This is a genomic window from Ensifer meliloti, assembly GCF_030064585.1.
GTDB classification, from domain to species: Bacteria; Pseudomonadota; Alphaproteobacteria; order Rhizobiales; family Rhizobiaceae; genus Sinorhizobium; species Sinorhizobium meliloti.
Window position 1 is genome coordinate 994,924 of the sequence record NZ_CP120366.1, and the last position, 19,790, is coordinate 1,014,713.

Consider the following 19,790-nt stretch of genomic DNA (forward strand, 5'->3'; position numbering starts at 1 on the left):
TTAACTGCATCATCCAAGATGAGGTCGAGAGGCTCTATGGCTTGGACCAGATCGTCCAGGCGGCCTGACTTCCGGACGATCTCAGCCGTCAAACTGGAACGTGGCGAACGCGGCGCACCGAGTACGGCGACGATCTCATCGCCGTCAGGTGCTGACCGAGAATGTAGCGATTTTGGATTGGGTCGCGGGAGAGACACCGCACCTTGCGCCTGAACGCGGTCTCGGACGGTCTCGCAACAGGCAGCGCGCCAGGCGATCGCCGAACGCCGGCGCTGATCGCGAAAACAGCTGGAAGGCGACTATCTGCTCTGCGACGCTTTCGCCACTGGCGACGCGCTTGGGTACGAAATGGTTCGCTGGTCGCGCGATTCGGGCCTCGAGCTTCCGGACAGGCTGACCGCCTATGCCGAGCGGGTCGAGGCGCGGCCGTCGGTACAAAAGTCGCTCAGGGCAGAGGGTTTGACTTAATACCTGCCGCAAGAACTTGGGCGTTGTACGAAATCCGAATGTCGCGAGACAGTGGTGAGCGAACAATCAATCGTCTAGCAAGAGCCTGCGCAGGGGATCGCCGCCGTCGATGAGCAGTTGCCCCTGCGGCGTCAACGCCGCCGCAACACGGCGTTTGGCCCGTCGCCCCGCTTCGGGATGGCGTCCATCCAGCGCACCGACGCGCACGGCGACTGCGATATCGTAAGGCATCTCACCCGCTTCCAGCTCGAAATCCTCAGCGGCAACCTGGCGCAAGCTCAGCCTTCCGGATCCGATCTCCGCCTGGGATGCGGCTTGTGCCTGCGCGATCGCCTTGGCCGATCGGTCGATGGCGAGAACGTGCCCGTCGCCAATCCGGCCCGCGATCTCGCGGGCCATCGCACCAGGCCCGCAGCCGATCTCCAGCACACGCATGCCCCGCCGCAGCGGCAGCGCATCCACGATGGCGAGAAGCCGCGGCGACAGGTCTTTAGCCATTCAACTCTCCTTCGCCTGGCTCGCCAGATATTGCATCCATTCGCGTGCGACTCACAGATGGCGACGCAGGACCAGAGCGGTGGTAACGGTCGCGATGCCGGGAACGGAAGCGACCTGGCGGCGCACGTCCTCGACACTGTCGATTGAATCGGCATCGACGCTGACGAGCAGATCGATTTCGCCGGCCAGGGAATCGATCCGCGTGACGAACGGGATCGCTTTCACCCGCGGCGCGATTTGGTCGCACGTTTTGCCGCTCTCGAAGCGGGCAACAAGATGTGCGGCCTGCACGATGGTGCCGGGCGTTCCCTCGACGACCCTATAGCCGCCATCGCCCCGCTTCCTTCCAGACGAGCCATCCGATCCTGCGTGGCGCTGCGCGACAACCCGATGTGCCGCGCCAGCGCAACGATCGGGGCGCGGGCGTTCCTACGCAACAGTGATATCAGCTTCAGATCTTTCTCGTCCAAGTCCTCGCTCCGGCGATTTTCCTGCGCATCCGGCGTATTACTGGCGGAAACCTGCGGCATCATAGGTCAAAATGGCTTCCCCAAGAAGGTGAGGCTGAAGCGATGACACATACGAAAGCACCAATCACAGCAGAGGATACGATCCGGTCGTGGGCGGGTGCTGTCGCAGCGTGCGACATTGAAGCCGTCTGCTACGCGGACCCGTTGCTCGTCTTCGACGTGGTGGGGCAATTGCAGCGCGAGGGCAAGGCGCTTTATCGCCGGGCGTGGGAGGACGAGTTTTTTCCTTGGCATGGCGGAACCGGGAAGTTCGCGTTGCGCGAGCTTTCCGTTCACGCCGGCGGCGACATCGCCTTTGCCACCGGCCTCCTGGACTGCGGCGGCACCGAAGGCGGCCGACCCGCCGAATATACCCTGAGGCTGACGCTCGGCCTGGCGAAAACGCCCAACGGCTGGTATATCGTCCACGAACACAGTTCCGAGCCGACGTCGTTCAACGAGAAGGTGGTGGGCTGACGCGATGGCGCTGTTGGACGAGATTCTGGAGATTGAACGGCGGCTCTGGCGTAACGATGCAGACGTCTATGCCGCCACCTACCTGCCGCAGGCCGTGCTCATCTTCCCCGGCATCGGCCGCATCGACCTCGATACGGCAGTCGAGGCGATCCGCGGCGAAAACGCCGCGGGCCGTCACTGGGCCGAGGTCTCTTTCTCGGCCGAGACGGCGGTTGAGGTCGCGGCCGGGACCTGCTTGGTGGCGTATCACGCCGACGCCCGATGGAACGATCAGCCAACCGCCGAGGCGGTCGACTGCCTGACCGTCTACGTCGAGCGCGATGGACGTTGGCGCGTGGCGGCACACCAGCAGACCGCGAGCGCCTGATCCCGGCTTGCCGGGATCCGGTAGGGCGTGGGGGGTATCGGTACCATCCAAGTTTGGCACAAATGCCCCGCAGCCGTCGAGTCTGCCGCTGACCTTCGCCGTCCTTCCGGTCCAATGTCGGGTCTGAAACACGGAAACGGAAGGACAGGAACATGAGCATCATTGAAGGAACCGTCGATCTGACGAAGGATCTGGACCGGCGGTTGACGCCGTTTTCGCGGCCTGGTCAAGGGAGGAAGCCCAGCGGGCATGGCGCGATGTCATAGAGCTCGATCTCGACTGGCTTTGAGGACATCGCGTTGAAAGTACGCCAAGCAACGCTAAGGCGAACAACGCAGGACTGAAGCCCTCGTTGAAGCAGATGCGGAGTTGATCAGGTGCGTTCGCGCATTTCGGGTTACCTAGGTCTATCCCGACCCTTCCCGTGTCAACTTGAGGGGATTATCGGAGTCCGAAGCCGACCTGAACCGCGGCCCTAGAGGTTTATGCCGCCGACCCCCAAAATTACACGCCCGTGACCGGCAATGTCCTCGGCAATTCGGTGGATCAGCTCGGCGTTGCTTCGCTTAATCACATTGCCTTCGATTACAATGCTGTCGCCCAAAACACGGTACGATAAATTCGTCACGGCGAATGGCACTTCCGATGCAATCGCGCAACGGACAGATGCAATGAGGGACGCCGAGTCGGAGCCTTGGCAACTCTGCCGGCTTGGATCATGTGTGACCAGGACCATGGCACCCTCCCTAACCTCAAATAGCAAACGCTAAGGAACCAACGTTGTTCCAGTTGCCGACATTCATCCAAAGATCCGCGTACAAAGATCCGTTGCCTCGTGTCGTTGTGCTACGCCAGTCACAGCCGCTGTCTTCCGCGCCTCGATGACCGAAGTTGGGGTGGTCGGTCATCACGAGGCGGAAGGCACGATAAGAATATCGAATGTCACTCTCTATGAGGAAAGCGTCCATCTTGCCCGGTGGCAGTTCGGGGATCGACAGCGCCGGTGATCTTCATAAACGGCATTTAAACGCGACCAGCTCGAAGGCTGCCCAATTCGCTGAGGTCGTTGGAACTTTCGATTGCATCATGGCGTTTCCGGGTTCCTGAGCATCCTCAAAGGGTTGGGACCATGCGACGTATTCTGATTGCTCTTGCTGCGACCACGACGATTGTTGGAGCGGCTGCCGCACAGACGGCGGAAACCACGACCACCGAAACCTTCGTCACCGCCAAGCCGACCGACGTGCTGAGCTACAATCTCATCAATCTCAACGTCACCAACACTGCCAACGAGTCGATCGGGGAGATCAAGGATCTGGTCCTCTCGGAAGGTCAGCTGGCCGGATATATCCTGTCGGTCGGAGGTGTCCTCGGGATGGGCGAGCGCTACGTGGTTGTCAGCCCGAAGGCTGTCAAAATCACCTACGTCGAAAACGACAAGAAATGGACGGCTGTGATGGACGCGACCAAGGATCAGCTCAAGGCGGCCCCCGAGTTCAAATACGAAGGCCGCTGGAAACGCTAATCCCGAAAGACGGCTACGCTCTAGGTAGCTCGGGAGCTCCATCGCCCGCATTGGACGTCCCAAAGGCCGAGACAGCTCAGGAGGACCCGGCGTGAATCGGAACACCTACATCGCGGTAGCAATAGGCATCGTGATTATTTGGTAGCTGTCGCGTTGCTGATGCCCGGAACCGACGAAGATGCGACGGAAACAGCGACACCGCCGGCTACCACGACTGAGCCGACGACTCCTCAACCTTCGACGAGCGCTCCTCCTCCGACGACCGAGCCAGCCCCAACGACGCCGGCGCCGCAACCATCAACCACTCAGCCGCCCAACACGCAGCCCGCGCAGTAGGTTAACTCACGGTTCTGATCGTCGGAGTCTGCTCTTGGACAGACGGAATGTGCGGGACGCGTCCCGAGATCGGCGAGCGCGGCGACCTTCTCGATTTGGCTGCCAGCGGCGGAACAATAACGTGTCAAGCCGCGCGTGCGGCTCACAGATGGCGACGCAGGACAAGCGCGGTGGTAACGGTCGCAATGCCGGGAACGGAAGCTACCTGCGGCGCACGTCCTCGACACTGTCGATTGAATCGGCATCGACGCTGACGAGCAGATCGATTTCGCCAGCCAGGGAATCGATCCGCGTGACGAACGGGACAGCGCCCTACCTCCGGGGGCGCTTCCTTTCAATTTCGCCGCATCAAGCTGCCTTCGATGCGGTGGAGGATTTCCCGCATAATCTTTAGATCGCCAGCCTCTTGGCTGAGAAGCGTCTGCAGGTCCTTGATCGAGGACGCCGTGTGCGTCGACCGACTGCTCGTGACGGTGATCCGAGCGCTCTTGAGCCGGAGGGGCGCGCTTGGTCGCGGCGACTGACAACAATGTCCAGGGCGATAAATATGCGGACCGCCTGAGATGGCGAAGCTTTGAGCGCCTTCGATCGAAGGACGTCGACTGGAAAGACGAATTACGGACGGGTCCGACCCCTAATGCGCATCATTCCGGGCATCCGGGAGTGATACACACAGCCGTGCAATTTCGCCTGGCGCGCGCTCGGAAACGATGCGCAGCAGGCGCATATCAGCCGTGACGAACCTTGATCCGGTCCTCTGCGCCGCTATCAGGTAGGTGCAGTCATACGCCGGATGCGAAAGCACGATGGAAAGGTTCGTGGCCTCTTCGAGCAACCCTGTCATCGAAACGAAGTCGATGCCGGAACGCTCGAGCAACTTTGCGGCAAGCACGGCTTCGTCGCGCGAAAGCTCGCCACGCTGAACCTTCTTCCAGAGAATGTTGGCGCATTCCGGAATGAGAAGCTCAGGTGCCGCAAATCGGAAACGCGACCGCAGCTCAACGGCGCTGTCGGTTCCTTCCTCCTCCACGACCCACTTGATCGCGATGCTGGCGTCGGCGACGAGCGTCTCCATCAGCGCTCGTCTCGGCTTTCGCGCAGCAGGACTTCAGAGGGCGTCTGCTTGCGGGATGCGGTCAGCTTCCGCAAATCGGCCGCAAGTTCTTCGAAATCGGGTCCGCCCTCGCTTGCCAAGGCCTGGCGCAGGATTTCGCGATGTTCCGCTTCCGCCGAGCGTCCATGGCGGGCCGCTCGGATCTTCAGCTTCGAAATCAGGTCGTCGTCCAGATTGCGGACGTGCAGGTTTCCGGGCATCGGTATGGCTCCATTGGTCTCAATGAGAGCAATGATAGCAATTGGAGTGAAGCAGCGCAAGGAAGGAAGGGAGGAGGAAACGAAAGAAGACCGAAAGAAAATCCGGCTTCGCCCGCGTGCCGCGGCCCTTGACCCGGCCGGATGAAGAGGCGGCCGCGGAGGAGGGGTCACGAGGGCTGACGAGGCGAAGATGGCGTTCCCCGAGGCGGGGAGCCGCGCTCCAGCCCGACGAGCCTGCCCTCTCTCCCATCCGCAAGGTTTCCAAGGCGTCGCCGACCGGCGCCAGATGTTCCGAATGTTCGACCGCGACGCGCGCCGCCCGAATCGTTGGGAAGGCGGGTGGGTATGGCACTGATTGGGCCTGGCTTCATCGATCTCGACGCTCTATCCGACATCGATACAGGCGTTCTTGGCCTCGACCATCAGCCCGGCTGGAAAAAAGGGCGCGTTTGGCCGCGCGACTATGTCGAGGAGGGGCCCGTGGAAATGCTAACGCCCGAGGAGCTTGCATTTCAGAAACGCTACGCCTTTGCCCACTTAATTCGGAACGGCATCACCACGGCGCTGCCAATCGCCTCTCTTTTCTACCGCGCTTGGAACGAAACGCCCGAGGAATTCGCCTCCGCCGCGGAAAGCGCTGCGGACCTAGGCCTGCGCGTGTATCTCGGTCCGGCGTTCCGCGCTGGCCATTCGGTCATTGAAGCCGACGGCACGCTCACAGTCGAGATCGACGCGGCTCGGGGACGCGCCGGCTTGGACGCGGCAATTGCCTTCTGCGCCGCTCACGACAACACCCATGGGGGGTTGGTGCGCGCCATGCTGGCCCCGGATCGCGTTGAGTACTGGACCGCGGACTTGTTGAAACGGACGGCTGGTGTCGCGCGCGACCTCGGCGTGCCAGTTCGCCTTCACTGCTGTCAATCTACGTTCGAGGTGGAAACGATTCGCCGCAGCTTCGGAACGGGCTCGGCTGAATGGCGACATGACATCGGCTTCCTGTCCGAGCGGGCACTGCTCCCGCACGGCACGCATACCGACCGTGAAGGTCTCCGCATCATTGCTGACTCGGGTGCCACAGTGGTGCATTGCCCTTTGGTGATGGCGCGCCACGGTGCCGCATTGAACCACTTCGGCGATCTGCGGCGAGCGGGCTTGCGTCTCGGCATGGGAACCGACACCTGGCCGCCGGACATGATCCTTAATATGCAGATCGGGCTCATGCTAGGCCGGGTAATGGGTGGAGAGCTCGACAGCCCCAGCTCGGCCGATCTCTACGATGTAGCGACATTGGGCGGAGCTGATGCGCGAGGCCGCCCAGATCTCGGCCGCCTGCAGGCCGGCGCCGCGGCCGACATCGTGGTCATCGATCTCGCCGCTCACCATCTCGGCCAAGTGAGGGACCCCATCGCTGGCCTAGTGGCGTCGGCGAACGGGCGCGACGTCCGCACCGTCTTCATCGCCGGGCGTCGTGTCATGTCAGAAGGTACAATTCCCGGTTTTGATTTCGCCGAAGCCCATGCGCGTGCCGGAGCCCAGTTCGAGAGACTGGTGGCCCAGTATCCGCGCCGTACATGGCGACACCCTGCGGTTCAATCGATCTTCCCTCCCAGCTATGAAGTGACAAGAACGTGAGTTCATCCAATTTTCAGCGCAAACGGCCGGTTGCGCGCGACAGAAAAGGTAACCCGTCAATCGACGCGATGACCACTTTCCAAGGTACAGCTATGTGCGACCTCTTTGTCCGCAATGCCACGGTCGTTACTGAGGAGCGCACGTTCGACGGTGGGATCAGTGTGTCGAACGGCCGAATCGATGAGTTGGTGGTAGGCCAACGGGAAATCGCCGCCGCCCGGCAGATTATCGACGCCAGCGGTCTGCTGTTGCTTCCCGGACTGGTCGACGCCCATGTGCATTTTTCCGAGCCCGGACGCGGTCATTGGGAGGGCTTCGAGACCGGAAGCCGAGCGGCCGCTGCGGGTGGCATCACGACCTTTGTGGAAATGCCACTGAACGCCCAGCCGGCCACTATCGACGCCGCTGCACTCGTCATGAAGAAGGCAGCCGCCAAACAAAGCCATATCGACTATGCCCTCTGGGGAGGACTGGTCGACGACAACCTAGATGACCTTGCTGATCTCAGGCGTGGTGGGGTGGTCGGCTTCTATCGCGAACGACATTGTAGAGGGGGAGGACGTGGTTTGGCGGGAGCAACTTGACCTCCTGCTTGGAGCGCTGTCAGCGCTCCATATCGGCGGACTGCAGGCCGAGGGCGCGGAGATCTGGCGCGATCCTGAGGGCCAGTTCGTCTGGGAGTTGCTGTGCCATCCTGCCGTGATCGCCTACTATGAACGGCACTACCCGTTCGCGCCGCCGCTGTTGTTACGTGCCGCAGGAGACGGGCGGCTACCCGATACCTATCGTTCGCAGTGGCAGGCTGAGCTGGAGCAGGAAGGCTTCGACGCGGCCTATCGCCAATTCCTCCACCTTAACGCTCGCTTCATTTCCAACGATGTGATTGGATACTTCATCGAATTGCTCGACGGTTTCTATGTGTTCGACACCCATATCGATGAATTCCGTCGGGTGCTTGAACAGCCTGCACGGCTTGGAGGTTGGCTGACGAGGCCCGATCGCTGGCAACTGCTCGAGGGGATGGCATCGTTCTACGAGTTTGCGCTCGATCTCGACCAATACCTCGCCGCGCTGGAGTTTCCTATGCTGCGCGGGCACGTTTGGCTGCATTTCGCCTACTGGTTCGGCAATGGCGGCGCGCGGATGGAGGAGGTGGCACTGTGGCTTCAGAATGCCGTGGCCCACGCCGCAGAAGATGAATCCATCGACGGTGCCGAGCTAGGTGAGGCCTTGGCCCGCCTGCGCGCTCCGCAGCGCTACCCGTTAGTGCTGATCGAGCAAACCGCTGAGGTGCTCGGTCCCTGGCTTGAATCGAGCGGAGTGGGCGAGCAATTGAGCGCCGGCTCTCGATCGCTTTGAAGCGCAGCGGCAGCCTGTTCGGTCCTCCCAAAAGTGCTCTTCGATCGCCTCTTAACCAGGCGGGATAGAAGTGGTACTTCGTCCGTCGCCGCGACATTTCGACCGATTTTGCCCTCAAGCCGCAGCTCGCGCGCACAGATTGATCCGTCGAAAGCCAGCATTCCCGTCAGTTCGTCATTGTAGTCGGTTTGCCGCACCCGCGGATGAACTGCCGCTTTCGGGCCAGGCAGACTGGTTCGAAACGACTTGAAAGGCGCAGGGCTGCCGTTCACAGACTTAAGCGTGGACGTCGCTTAGGCGTGGGGGAGAACCGTTCTTCCACGAGGCCCGTGCACGGCTTGTTGCCAAGATATTCACGGTCTGGCCAAGAAGATCGCATAATGTATCGCCTGGAACAACGAACGCTGGCAGTCCTCTGTGGAACCTCAAATATATATGCGCCTTTGCTGAGGCGTGAACGGATCGTGCAACAACTTGTTGCACAAACACCTAGGGCCATATCCGTGGCAAAATCCCTGTCTCGGGAAAATCGCGCTGAAGATTGGTGGGCGGGCCGATCGATGGCGCGGGCGCCCCATCCTCGGTGATCCGGCGTGCCGAGATCTCGCGGCCGATGCTCCAGTAGCACCGCGAGTTGTCAGCTGACAGCGACCGTGTTTTGACGGTGTTGCCACTACGTCGCCTTTGGGTGAGCGCTTCTGGTCTTTTTGCCGAGCGATCACTCTTTCAAGGCCTCCACCAGCAAGGTGAACGCGGGCGAGGGGTGCCGGCGCGAGGGATAGTAGAGATGATATCCGGGAAACGGCGGCGTCCAGTCGTCTAGGATCTGCACAAGCCGTCCGTTCTTGAGATACTCCCGAACGACGTCCTCGTGAACGTAGGTGAGGCCGAATCCATCCAGGGCGGCTTTCACGATCTGCGGCACGCCGTTGAACGCCACCTGACCGTCGACCCTGACCCGGACCTCGTGTCCGTCGCGTTCGAATTCCCACGCATAGAATCCACCATAGCTAGGCAGGCGCAGGTTGATGCAGCGGTGCGTCGTCAGTTCCTGCGGCGTCTTCGGTGGCGGCCGATCCCTCAAGCACGAAGGGGCTCCAACGACGATCATACGCGCCGGCGGCCCGATGCGGACCGCGATCATATCCTTCTCGACTTGGTCGCCCAGCCGGACTCCGGCATCGAACCGCTCGGCCACGATGTCCGTCAGCGCCGACTCGGCGACGAGCTCGACCTTGATATCGGGATAAGCGAGGAGGAATGCGGATAGTTTAGGCCAAAGGATCGTGTCGATCGAATGCTGGCCCGCAGTGATCCGGAAGTTCCCCGCCGGCTTGTCTCTGAACTCGCTCAGCGCCGACAACTGGGCTTCGATGGTGCCGAACGCTGGAGCGAGGGTGGAAAATAGCTGTTCTCCCGCTTCGGTCGGGGCAACGCTTCGTGTCGTTCGGGTTAGCAGGCGAACGCCGAGCCGTGCCTCCAGACGCTTGATAATCAGACTGAGCGAAGACTGCGACGTGCCAAGCCGGGCCGCAGCCTTCGTGAAACTCTCCTCCTCGGCAACGGCGAGAAAGGCCAGCAGGTCTCCGAGTTCTTCCCGCTGCATTTATTGATCCTCGATATAAGTACAATCTCATATTGGCGTCTAATCGAAACAAACGGTGAAGTCTATATTTCCCTCGCAAGGAGCTCTGGCGTCTTTGCAAACCAAACAATTTGGAGCTGTGTCATGGGTTTGAAAAGGCTTCTCATCATCGCTGCTTCGATCATCGCTCCGCTTCCCGTCCAACAGGTCGTCGCACAGGAGGCGAAGGGTCCCGTGATCCGGATCGCGGAACTAGAAATCGACCCGGCGCAGATGGCCGCCTACTCGGCTGCCGTGAAAGAGGAGATGGAGGAATCCATGCGCGTCGAGCCGGGCGTCCTGGCGCTCTATGCGGTGTCGATCAAGGGCCAGCCCCACCATCTCAGATTCTTCGAGATGTATGCCGATCAGGCCGCCTACGAGTCCCACCGGGAATCTCCGCATTTTAGGAAATACGTCGAGACCACCAAGGACATGATCACGTCCCGCAAGCTTCTCGAGACTGACAACTTCCAGCTAAGCGCCAAGCTGCTTTGAGCGGGTGAAACGGAGACCCAGATGAAACGCCTAATCGCACCTCTCATGGGAGTCATGATGATGACCACCTCGAATGCAGGGGCTCAACAGCCCAATGTTGAAGGTCGCCGTTTCTCGCCCGATCAGGTTCGATCGGTGGCGCCCGCCCTCGAGCAGTACACGCAACAACGCCTCTATGGCGACGTCTGGCAGCGCCCCGGCCTCAATCGGCGCGATCGCAGCCTTGTCACGATCGCCGCGCTGATTGCGCGGGGAGAAGCCCCGGCTCTCACCTACTACGCCGATCAAGCGCTTGAGAACGGAGTGAAGCCTTCCGAGATCTCGGAGACGATCACGCATCTGGCGTATTATTCGGGTTGGGGAAAAGCCATGGCCACGGTCGGTCCGGTGAGTGAAGCCTTCGCCAAGCGCGGCATCGGTCAGGATCAGCTCGCCGCCGTCGAATCCACGCCGTTGCCGCTGGACGAAGAGGCGGAAGCACAACGCGCAACCACTGTCGGCAACCAGTTCGGCAGCGTTGCCCCCGGCCTCGTTCAGTACACGACGGACTATCTCTTCCGTGACCTATGGCTGCGCCCCGACCTGGCGCCGCGCGATCGCAGCCTTGTGACAATCGCTGCACTGATCTCAGTTGGCCAGGTCGAACAGATCACCTTCCACCTGAACAAAGCCCTGGACAATGGGCTGAGCGAAGAACAGGCCGCCGAAGTCATCACGCATCTGGCTTTCTACGCAGGCTGGCCCAACGCGATGTCGGCGTTGCCGGTGGCGAAGGCCGTCTTTGAAAAGCGGCGCGGCTAATCTGGCGGCGACAAGGATGGCAAGGTCGTGGACTGCCTCGAGCATGTGTCAGACGAGCAGTATGCAGCGTGATGCCATGCCCGATGCTCGAAGGATCTTCTTCGCCGGCGCGCTGCAAGGCGCTGCTGTGCCCATGATCAGGAGTGCTTCCAATGAACATATGGCCCACGGACGAATTGCGGCAGATCGCCGAAAGCGACGACCTGCACATCGCCCCGTTCCGCGAGAACGGCAGGACCTATGGCACGCTCACCTGGATCTGGTCGGTTGTGGTTGATGGCGAACTCTATGTTCGCGGCTACAACGGCCAACAGTCGCGTTGGTATCAGGCCGCGATCCGTCAGAAGGCGGGCCGCATCACGGCCGCCGGCATGACGAAGGAGGTTTCGTTCGAGCCGGTCGAAGGCGCAATCAACGACCAGATCGATGAAGGCTACCGCCGCAAATACGCCACGAGCCGTTATCTCGCGCCGATGATCGGTGAACGCGCCCGCGCGGCAACCGTAAAAATCACCCCGAAGGATTGAGGACGCCAAGATGCAAAAGCGCAAACTCGGTCAGGGTCTTGAGGTTTCAGCCCTTTCTCTTGGCTGCATGGGCTATGGAAAGGCCCGCGACATCCCTGACAGGCCACAGATGATCGAACTGCTGCGCAGGGCGGTCGATCTCGGCATGGATTTCTTCGACACCGCGGAGGTCTATGGTCCCTGGACGAATGAAGAAATGGTCGGCGAAGCGTTCGCCGGCATGCGGGACAAGGTGAAGATCGCAACGAAGTTTGGCTGGGACATCGACCAGTCCACTGGAGAGCACGGTGGTGGCGTCAACAGCAAGCCGACCCAGATCCGCAGCGCGGTCGAGGGAAGCCTCAAGCGGCTCCGTACGGACTTTATCGATCTCCTCTACCAGCATCGCGTCGATCCCGACGTGCCGATGGAAGATGTCGCCGGCACGGTTAAGGACCTGATAGCCGAAGGCAAGGTCCGGTATTTCGGGCTGTCGGAGGCTGGTGCTGAGTCGATCCGCCGCGCTCACGCCGTCCAGCCGGTGGCTGCGCTGCAGAGCGAATATTCGCTGTGGACGCGTGAGCCGGAGGCCGAGATCATCCCCACGCTGGAAGAACTCGGCATTGGCCTCGTCCCCTTCAGCCCGCTCGGAAAGGGCTTCCTCGCCGGCAAGATCGACGCGAGCACGGCGTTTGCCGCGAACGACTTCCGCAGCCAGATCCCGCGTTTCGCGCCAGAGGCGCGTGAGGCCAATCAGGCGCTTGTCGATCTGATCCGTTCCGTCGGCGAACGCCGTAGTGCGACGCCTGCCCAGGTGGCGCTCGCTTGGCTCATGGCACAGAAGCCGTGGATCGTACCGCTGTTCGGCACGCGCAAGCTCGAACGGCTTGAAGAAAATCTCGGCGCTCTATCGGTGACGCTCTCGGACGACGACCTCGAGCAAATCGAAAGCGGAGCAGCCGCCATCAGGATCGAAGGGGCGCGATACCCTGAGGAGATGTTGCGGCGATCAGGTCGATAGCGGGCAACGCACCCGAGGAAACCGCTCTACCGCCTCACGCTTGCTTGGCGGGGAAAGGGTTACGCATGCCCATCTTGCCGGAGAAGAGAAGGACACGCATGAGGAAGCGACTGATTTGCACCACACTGTCGATCTTAGTGGGGGGATGCTGTCTATCTGGCACATCGATGGCGCAGGATGCCTCCACACCTATCCTGGACCGTGGTGAGGGTGCATGGAGCTCCAGCGTCCTGGCCGACGGCCTTGACTACCCTTGGGACATTGTTCGCGACGGCGAACGGCTGATCCTCACCGAAAAAGCTGGTACCGTCGTGATTATCGAGGGCGGGAACGTTCAGCGGTCCACCCTCCAAACATCCGATCCGCTGAGAACCGAAGGCGGTGCGGGGCTGCTTGGCATCGCGCTTGCGCCGGACTTCGCCGATAGCGGTCAGGCATTCTTCTATTATTCCTATTCTTCCGGCTCGGAACCAGCCAACCGGATCGTTGCCGCCAGATTCGACGGGAACACGTGGCGTGAAACCGCTGTGCTCGTCGACGCCATCCCTGGTCATCGACTATACAATGGCGGCCGCATCGCCATCGGTCCTGACGACCGTCTCTATGTCACGACGGGGTGGACCGAAAATTACGAGCGCCCGCAGGATCTCCAAAGTCTCGCCGGAAAAGTTCTCCGCCTGACGCTTGCCGGTGGCGTTCCCGAAGACAATCCGTTTCAGGGCTCGTTGGTGTATTCCTTTGGCCATCGCAATCCGCAAGGTCTGGCATGGAATGCTGAGGGTGAGCTGTTCGTCTCCGAACACGGTCAGGCCGCTCTCGATGAGATCAATCTGATTGCGCCCGGCGCCAATTACGGCTGGCCGATCATCTCGGGCGATGAAACCCAGGAGGGTATGCAGCCGCCGTTCGTCCATTCGGGCGGCGACACCTGGGCGCCGTCGGGAATAGCGTTCGCCGGCAACGAACTCCTGGTAACGGCCCTCCAGGGGCGCGGACTTTATGTGCTCGATCGGCAAGCCCGAACGCTCCAGCCCGTCGTCAGTCTGGGTGAGCGTGTCCGGCATGTGCTTCCAGTCGGCGACGATCTCCTGCTCATCACCACCAATCGATCACCACGAGGACAAGGACCTTCGAAGGACCGACTGGTCAGACTATCCGCGCAGAACTGACGGCCGCTGCGCTCAGCCTGAGACTTCGGCAATCCCGAGGTGTTTGACCATCATGGACTATTAAGCTCCAGAAAGGAAACGAGATGAAGAAACTGATCGCAGCCGCATCGCTTGTCATCCTGTCGACCGCAATTGCTCGTGCACAGACGATCGAGATCACACCGAATGCATCGGCGCCATCCGCACTAGGCGACGCCAAGCTGTTCAGTGGGCAGGTCGTCGTCGCCTCGCTGTTTCCGGCTAACGAGTTCACGCACGGCACCGGCGGCCATGTAACCTTCGCACCGGGGGCTCGGACCGCCTGGCACACGCATCCCGCCGGCCAGATGCTGATCGTCACCTCTGGCAAGGGATGGGTGCAGCAGGAAGGCGGCGAAAAGCGGGAGATCAACTCCGGCGATGTCGTCTGGATTCCGGTAGGCGTCAATCACTGGCATGGGGCAACCAACAAGACCGGCATGGGCCACATCGCGATTTCCTACATGAAGGAGGGCAAGAACGTCGAATGGGGCAAGCTCGTCACTGATGAGGAGTTCGTAGGCCAAGTTCCGCCGCGAGATTAATCAGGGCGATCATCAGGCCGTCATCAAGCTACTAAAAGCGGCATTGAGGAAAGCATTGCCTGCAAAGCAGGAGTCAAACTTGCGAACCCTCCTCGAAGTGCAATACGGCTCGGGCAAAGACTCGCACGGACGCGGCAAGGGCATTGGAGCGGCTTGAGGAGTTCGCTGCGTGGGCTGAGTATCAATTCATTCTTTGAGACGACTTCATATTTAGAATTTCGATCTTCATACAGTGATGAAAGCGCGCGAATTGACCAGGTCGCCGAGCCCGCATTTGATGTTAGCCAGCACGGCGGAATTGTCATCCATGGACGATCGGATGCGACCTTGAATCCGGGCGGCGTGAGGATCGGCACGGCCGAAATCTACAGTCAGGTCGAGCAGTTGCATGAGGTCGCCGAATCCCTGTGTATCGGCCAGGATTGGGACGATGACATACGCGTCATACTGTTCGTGCTGCTCCGCGATGGCTTTGACCTCACAGAGGAGCTTCAGGCCAAGATCAAGGCGAAGATTAGAACGGGAGCCTCGCCGCGCCACGTTCCGACAAAGATCGTCCAGGTGTCCGATATTCCAAGGACGAAGTCTGGAAAGATTGTCGAACTGGCGGTTCGCGACGTTGACCACGGTCGCCCTGTTGTCAACAAGGAAGCGCTGGCAAATCCGGAAGCGCTTGACCAGTTTGTGGCAATGCGTTTGAGTGACAACGGCTGCCGCGACACTTCTGCGGCACGGCAGGCCTGTTTGTCAGGCCGTCTTGAAGTTGCGCCTCGCGTTTATGTAGGACGACCGCGAGTTATTATGTCGCTCGAAGATCAAAGGGACGCGCATTCAGGAAGCCTCAACGGTTTTTCAATCTTTGCAAGAACCTCGGGTTTGGTGCAGGCGGGAAAGCCGGCAAGTCGCATCGTATTGATGAAGCGACGACGCTCGGCGTCACTCCAACCGGGTTCGTTCGCTATCAACTCGATGCTGAGATCGGGATGCGCCGCCATCGCCCGTGCGACGAGCGCTGCCGCCTCCGTCCGCCGCTCCGCTGCGGCCAGCGCCCCTGCGTGCGCCGCCCAACTCCAGCGGTTGTGCCGCTCGATCCCCAGCCGTTCGAACATCGTTACCGCCTCGGGGTAGCGCCCGGCCATGAAATAGGCAAGGCCGAAGGGCCTGTTGGCCCAGCCGGGGTAGTTCGGGTCGAGCTGGATCGCCCGCTCGACTAGATCGGCGCCGCGCTCGGGCTTCCCGAAGGTAGACGCCCAGCCGATATAAAAGATCAGGATTTCGGCGGCGTTTGGCGCCATGCGCAGGGCCGCTTCATACTCGGCCTCCGCCCTTGCGAAGTCGCCACGCATGCCGAGACTGCTGCCGTAGACAGCGTGGGCCTCCGGATCGCTTGGATCGAGCGTAAGCGCGCGCTCCGCGGCCGCATCAGCCAGGGCCCGATTCCGCTCCGGCTCAATCCCGAGACCGGCGAGCAGGTCGTGCGTGTGGAAGAGCTCGACCCAGCCGCGGGCGAGTCCGGGGTCGGACTGAACCGCTTGAGTGAGGAGCGAGAGTGCCGCCTCGAGATTCGCCTGGTCTAACTGCTCCAGCCTTTCGGTGCCGAGGAGATAGAGCTCATAGGCGTTAAGATTGCCGGGCACCTTGCGATGGGCCGCGATCCGGCCGCTCTCCTGGACCAGCCCGGCGCCGCCTCCAAGACGGTTCGCGATCTGCTCGGCGATCTCGGCCTGAATGACGAATACCTCCTTGTCCGGCCGATCCCACCGCTGCGACCAAAGGTGGCGGCCTTGCTTCGAGTCGATGAGCTGCGCAGTGACGCGTACGCGGTCAGCTTCGCGCGCGATCGAGCCCTCAACCACAAAGCCGACATCGAGCGCCTTGCCGATCTCGCGGACATCTATCGCCTTTCCCTTGTAAGTCTCGGTCGAGTTTCGGGCGATGACCTTAAATTCCGGAAACCGCGCCAGATCGGTGATGATGTCTTCGGTGAGGCCGTCAGCGAGGCGTCCGCTTGCCTCGTCGCCGCCATAGTTGTCGAACGGCAACACCGCTACAGAAGGCTTACCGCTCACCGTGGCCGTCGGCCAAAACTGCCAGGCTGCGCCTGCCAAAACAAGAAGAAGGGCTAGCACCGCTGTTCCTGTCCCAACCCAATACCGTTGAAACCGTATCACCGGTCGGCGTCTGGCTTGCCGTTCGATGGTGATGCGGAACGCTTGCACTGGTTCGATGATGTTCTTCACCTTCTGTTCGCCCATTGGCTCGAAACCGAAGGCCAGCTTCTTCTCGACCTCCCGGGCTACCTTTCCCGAGACACAGATGCCACCCGGCTCCGCCAATTGTTGAAGCCTGGCCGCGACATTGACGCCTTCGCCATACCGGTCTTCCCTCTCGACAATCACCTCGCCGAGATTGATGCCGATCCTCACCCGTATCCGCTGATCATGGGGAACGGCGGCGTTCCGCTCCGTTAGCCCGCGCTGTAGCGAGACCGCGCATTCCACGGCGTCAACGACGCTGCCGAATTCGGCGAGCAGCCCGTCGCCCATAAGCTTGAAAACCTTGCCGTGGTGGCGGGCAATTTCGGGCTCAAACAGCTCCTTGCGTCCGGCATGAAGACGCTCGAATGTCCCGGCCTCGTCGCGCTCCATCAGGGCGGAATAGCCCACGACGTCGGCGGCGAGGATAGCACAAAGCTTGCGTTCCATCGGGATTGCCCTTTCCCCGGCGCATTATAGGATTGGTCGCATCAAAATGAAATGACTGGCCCGACCATCGCACCTACACGATCTCACTTGCGCATCGGTAAGGGCGGACTGCTTCAACACGCGTGGCAGATGGTCACGGCGAGTCTCTTAGCCCTTCAATGTCGCACTTTCGGCTTCACCAGACATTGGAGCGTGCCTTGGGCAATGACAGCAACGGGTCGATTTGTCCGGTTCCCATCCGTCGCAAATGGGTGGAAAGTTCACGTTGCCGACGTCGATCTGAATACGAAGAAGCGCTAGAAGCGGTCACGGACGCTCCAGAAACGTCAAGATCAAATGGGCCACCCTTTCGGAATGCTCCGTCCTTGCGTCCAATGGAGCAGAAAGGGAGTCACAAGTCGAGCTTAAAGGTTGTGCTAGAGAAATCGCATAATGTATCGACGGGAACCTGCGTCACTGCCATGCTGCGGATTCGGCATTGCGGCGTCGGTCTCGTGGTCGAAGGGAAGCGAGCGGTCTTGCCAATTTTTGCCAAAACCGGTACAGTCACTTGCATGGGCACAATGAACATTTCCCTGCCGGACCACCTTAAGAGCTTCGTCGATGAGCAAGTCGCCGGACGGGGTTATGGGACAAGTAGTGAGTATATTCGGGAGTTGATACGTCGAGATCAGGATCGCCTCGCGTTACGCAGGCTGTTGCTTGACGGAGCCTCGTCCGCACCAACTGAGCCGGTCGACGCGGATTATTTCACCAGTCTGCGCGATCGAGTTCGTGGTGAGCACAGCAAGTGAAGACTATTATCCCGCGGCAGTTGGCGCGCAGCGATGTCGAGGCGGCCATTGACTATTATGCACGCGAAGCAGGAACCGAGGTCACGCACGGATTTATCGGCGCACTTCAAGCGGCGTACGCTTCGATCGCGAGCCATCCGGAGGCAGGATCGTTGCGATATGCATACGAATTGGGATTGCCTGACCTACGGAGTGTCTCTCTGAAGCGATATCCCTATCTCATTTTCTATCGCGACCAGCCAGATCATGTCGATGTGTGGCGCGTGCTACATGCCAAGCGAGACAATCCGCAATGGATGCAGGAGCCGAACAATCACTGACCGCTCGGACATTCCCGCCGAAGCTATTGGTGGGCCGGCGGTTCGTATCCTCTCAACTGCGTCAGACGTCAAACGACGGGGGTCTCAGGTTCTGCTTCTTTCAAGGCGAGAGATCGAAACTCACCTCGGAGACCGCAATGGGTGGTGAGAAGTCGCCCATGGCCAGCACACGGGACCGCCGAAATGCGGACGAAGCTGCCATTCGAGCGAGGTGTTACCGTGCTGAATGGAAGGCCAATCTGGCATGTTACGAGCGAAAGATTTGAAGCGCATCTGCCACGAGGTCGGCGTTCCCACCCGCTATTTCACCATTCGTAAGTTGGCACCCATCCTCCAATCCAACTCGCGTAGACCAGCGCCGTTGATGCGCGCGGTTGACGAAGTGCCAAGCGGTCGCGTCCAAGCCGTGTAGAAGGACTGGTCGTAGGATATTCGCGCGCTCAAGAACTTGCGCGATCCCATCCGCGATTGCGTCAGCCTTTCCGAGGTCCTGTTCTTCGATCTCGATGAGGATGCGGAAAGCTCGATGGCAATCCGGAAGCGTGACAAATCGCTCGGCATCCGCGACCGTGGCCAATCCCGCTTCGACGCCGACACCCATGCGGTGCAGCAACGCGATAACCGCTGGAGCATCTCGCTCGGAGATATTGACGGAGGCGTAGTCGGGCAGCTGCCGCCAAGCAGAGATGCAGTCTCGCGTCTGCTTCTCGTCGCGTTCTATCCACGCGCCCGTTGACACTCCGACAAGACTTCCCGGACAAGCGCGCCGCACGGCGTATATCGCCTCATCGACCGCCAGGAGGCTCTCACGTCCGTCCGGGCCGCGGGGGTGTATGTGAAGTTCGGCAGCCCCCGCGGAGATGCATGCCGCACCGTCGAGGGCAATGGCATCCGCCGTGAGCGGTAGCCGCGGGTGATAGTCGCTAGGACGTGCACCGTTAAGGCAGGCTTGGACGATCATGTTGGTCTCCAGTATTTGTGGGCATGTTAGCTGTAGAGAGAAGGTCTGCAATGGGCTCATTCGAGCCGCTCATTGCGCCCATCGCTGACGACCACTTGCGGGCGAAGGGAGCCGTTCGTCACGAGCCCTGTGCACGGCTCGTTGCGAGGATGTTCACGTTCTGGGCTAAGAAGATCGCATATTGTATCGCCTGGAACAGCGGTTTGCTCGTGGAGCTCCGGCGCGTTGTCGGCGCCGTGCCGAAAGCGCCGACAACGCTCATAACCGAGCCGCCGCCCTTGAGCCACCGGAGCACGCTTATCGGCCAAGAGCCGGATCCTGCGACCCGCTTCGCTTGACCACT

The 19,790-nt window shown here is 60.7% G+C and carries 23 protein-coding genes and 2 pseudogenes; 16 read left to right on the forward strand and 9 right to left on the reverse strand.

Annotated features, from left to right (window positions below):
* Positions 1–534 precede the first annotated feature (534 nt).
* From PZL22_RS29360 to PZL22_RS29370, 3 genes are read right to left on the reverse strand one after another with little or no spacing between them, the layout of a single operon-like run.
* Positions 535–966 (reverse strand): SAM-dependent methyltransferase, encoded by a 432-nt coding sequence (locus PZL22_RS29360; RefSeq protein WP_010967274.1) that lies wholly within the window; start codon positions 964–966, stop codon positions 535–537.
* 51 nt (positions 967–1,017) lie between these two features.
* Entirely contained in the window at positions 1,018–1,257 is a 240-nt protein-coding gene (locus tag PZL22_RS29365) for an Lrp/AsnC ligand binding domain-containing protein (protein ID WP_010967275.1), read from the reverse strand.
* Entirely contained in the window at positions 1,188–1,499 is a 312-nt protein-coding gene (locus PZL22_RS29370) for an AsnC family transcriptional regulator (RefSeq protein ID WP_080606022.1), read from the reverse strand. The genes PZL22_RS29365 and PZL22_RS29370 overlap by 70 nt, the downstream gene beginning before the upstream one ends.
* Before the next feature lie 39 nt (positions 1,500–1,538).
* On the opposite strand from PZL22_RS29370, the gene PZL22_RS29375 reads away from it, so the two are divergent.
* Together PZL22_RS29375 and PZL22_RS29380 are read left to right on the forward strand one after the other, a co-directional pair.
* Positions 1,539–1,952: a YybH family protein gene (locus PZL22_RS29375; protein ID WP_010967276.1), complete on the forward strand. Its 414-nt coding sequence runs from the start codon at positions 1,539–1,541 to the stop codon at positions 1,950–1,952.
* Positions 1,953–1,956: 4 nt separating this feature from the next.
* Positions 1,957–2,319 (forward strand): nuclear transport factor 2 family protein, encoded by a 363-nt coding sequence (locus PZL22_RS29380; RefSeq protein ID WP_127700906.1) that lies wholly within the window; start codon positions 1,957–1,959, stop codon positions 2,317–2,319.
* Between the two features lie 475 nt (positions 2,320–2,794).
* Here PZL22_RS29380 and PZL22_RS29385 read toward each other — a convergent pair whose 3' ends face one another.
* A complete protein-coding gene (locus tag PZL22_RS29385; RefSeq protein WP_041170027.1) occupies positions 2,795–3,055 on the reverse strand; it encodes a hypothetical protein in 261 nt (86 codons plus the stop codon).
* Between the two features lie 393 nt (positions 3,056–3,448).
* Between PZL22_RS29385 and PZL22_RS29390 the strand changes: the two genes are divergently transcribed.
* Positions 3,449–3,844, forward strand: a complete 396-nt coding sequence (locus PZL22_RS29390; protein WP_014528751.1) for a PRC-barrel domain-containing protein — start codon at positions 3,449–3,451, stop codon at positions 3,842–3,844.
* A gap of 970 nt (positions 3,845–4,814) precedes the next feature.
* Here PZL22_RS29390 and PZL22_RS29395 read toward each other — a convergent pair.
* Entirely contained in the window at positions 4,815–5,255 is a 441-nt protein-coding gene (locus PZL22_RS29395; protein WP_010967280.1) for a type II toxin-antitoxin system VapC family toxin, read from the reverse strand.
* Positions 5,255–5,494 (reverse strand): FitA-like ribbon-helix-helix domain-containing protein, encoded by a 240-nt coding sequence (locus PZL22_RS29400; protein WP_010967281.1) that lies wholly within the window; start codon positions 5,492–5,494, stop codon positions 5,255–5,257. The genes PZL22_RS29395 and PZL22_RS29400 overlap by 1 nt, the downstream gene beginning before the upstream one ends.
* Positions 5,495–5,742: 248 nt before the next feature.
* Between PZL22_RS29400 and PZL22_RS31730 the strand changes: the two are divergent.
* The 4 genes and pseudogenes from PZL22_RS31730 to PZL22_RS29420 all read left to right on the forward strand — a co-directional run.
* Positions 5,743–5,831 (forward strand): annotated as a pseudogene (locus tag PZL22_RS31730) (DUF1419 domain-containing protein); the annotation flags it as partial.
* Positions 5,832–5,839: 8 nt separating this feature from the next.
* On the forward strand, positions 5,840–7,126 hold the full coding sequence (locus PZL22_RS29410; protein WP_234838793.1) for a chlorohydrolase family protein: 1,287 nt from the start codon (positions 5,840–5,842) through the stop codon (positions 7,124–7,126).
* Positions 7,123–7,710, forward strand: coding sequence for an amidohydrolase family protein (locus PZL22_RS29415; protein WP_234842987.1), 588 nt, complete (start codon positions 7,123–7,125; stop codon positions 7,708–7,710). Before PZL22_RS29410 ends, PZL22_RS29415 begins: the two co-directional genes overlap by 4 nt.
* Complete coding sequence (locus tag PZL22_RS29420) at positions 7,616–8,485, forward strand: hypothetical protein (protein ID WP_234842986.1); 870 nt, start codon at positions 7,616–7,618, stop codon at positions 8,483–8,485. The genes PZL22_RS29415 and PZL22_RS29420 overlap by 95 nt, the downstream gene beginning before the upstream one ends.
* A 718-nt stretch (positions 8,486–9,203) precedes the next feature.
* Here the strand turns inward: PZL22_RS29420 and PZL22_RS29425 are convergent.
* Complete coding sequence (locus PZL22_RS29425) at positions 9,204–10,091, reverse strand: LysR family transcriptional regulator (protein WP_010967285.1); 888 nt, start codon at positions 10,089–10,091, stop codon at positions 9,204–9,206.
* Positions 10,092–10,214: 123 nt separating this feature from the next.
* Between PZL22_RS29425 and PZL22_RS29430 the strand changes: the two genes are divergently transcribed.
* The 7 genes and pseudogenes from PZL22_RS29430 to PZL22_RS29460 all read left to right on the forward strand — a co-directional run.
* Positions 10,215–10,607 (forward strand): putative quinol monooxygenase, encoded by a 393-nt coding sequence (locus PZL22_RS29430; protein ID WP_127700903.1) that lies wholly within the window; start codon positions 10,215–10,217, stop codon positions 10,605–10,607.
* A 21-nt stretch (positions 10,608–10,628) separates the two neighbouring features.
* Positions 10,629–11,408, forward strand: a complete 780-nt coding sequence (locus tag PZL22_RS29435; protein ID WP_013845059.1) for a carboxymuconolactone decarboxylase family protein — start codon at positions 10,629–10,631, stop codon at positions 11,406–11,408.
* Positions 11,409–11,560: 152 nt separating this feature from the next.
* Positions 11,561–11,935, forward strand: a complete 375-nt coding sequence (locus PZL22_RS29440) for a DUF2255 family protein (RefSeq protein ID WP_013845058.1) — start codon at positions 11,561–11,563, stop codon at positions 11,933–11,935.
* A 10-nt stretch (positions 11,936–11,945) separates the two neighbouring features.
* Positions 11,946–12,935 (forward strand): aldo/keto reductase, encoded by a 990-nt coding sequence (locus tag PZL22_RS29445; RefSeq protein ID WP_010967289.1) that lies wholly within the window; start codon positions 11,946–11,948, stop codon positions 12,933–12,935.
* Positions 12,936–13,000: 65 nt separating this feature from the next.
* On the forward strand, positions 13,001–14,104 hold the full coding sequence (locus PZL22_RS29450; protein WP_127700914.1) for a PQQ-dependent sugar dehydrogenase: 1,104 nt from the start codon (positions 13,001–13,003) through the stop codon (positions 14,102–14,104).
* A gap of 83 nt (positions 14,105–14,187) precedes the next feature.
* Positions 14,188–14,667: a (R)-mandelonitrile lyase gene (locus PZL22_RS29455; RefSeq protein WP_127700899.1), complete on the forward strand. Its 480-nt coding sequence runs from the start codon at positions 14,188–14,190 to the stop codon at positions 14,665–14,667.
* 285 nt (positions 14,668–14,952) lie between these two features.
* Positions 14,953–15,360, forward strand: a pseudogene (locus tag PZL22_RS29460) (AMP-binding enzyme); the annotation flags it as partial.
* 122 nt (positions 15,361–15,482) lie between these two features.
* On the opposite strand, the gene PZL22_RS29465 reads toward PZL22_RS29460, so the two are convergent.
* A complete protein-coding gene (locus PZL22_RS29465) occupies positions 15,483–17,372 on the reverse strand; it encodes an adenylate/guanylate cyclase domain-containing protein (protein WP_127700897.1) in 1,890 nt (629 codons plus the stop codon).
* A 518-nt stretch (positions 17,373–17,890) separates the two neighbouring features.
* On the opposite strand from PZL22_RS29465, the gene PZL22_RS29470 reads away from it, so the two are divergent.
* Positions 17,891–18,166, forward strand: a complete 276-nt coding sequence (locus PZL22_RS29470; protein ID WP_080606042.1) for a type II toxin-antitoxin system ParD family antitoxin — start codon at positions 17,891–17,893, stop codon at positions 18,164–18,166.
* Positions 18,163–18,486 carry a type II toxin-antitoxin system RelE/ParE family toxin gene (locus PZL22_RS29475; protein ID WP_010967294.1) on the forward strand — a complete coding sequence of 108 codons (324 nt, stop codon included), beginning with the start codon at positions 18,163–18,165 and terminating at the stop codon, positions 18,484–18,486. The genes PZL22_RS29470 and PZL22_RS29475 overlap by 4 nt, the downstream gene beginning before the upstream one ends.
* Before the next feature lie 247 nt (positions 18,487–18,733).
* Here the strand turns inward: PZL22_RS29475 and PZL22_RS29480 are convergent, their stop codons facing one another.
* Complete coding sequence (locus PZL22_RS29480; protein WP_010967295.1) at positions 18,734–19,447, reverse strand: 3-keto-5-aminohexanoate cleavage protein; 714 nt, start codon at positions 19,445–19,447, stop codon at positions 18,734–18,736.
* Between the last annotated feature and the right edge of the window lie 343 nt (positions 19,448–19,790).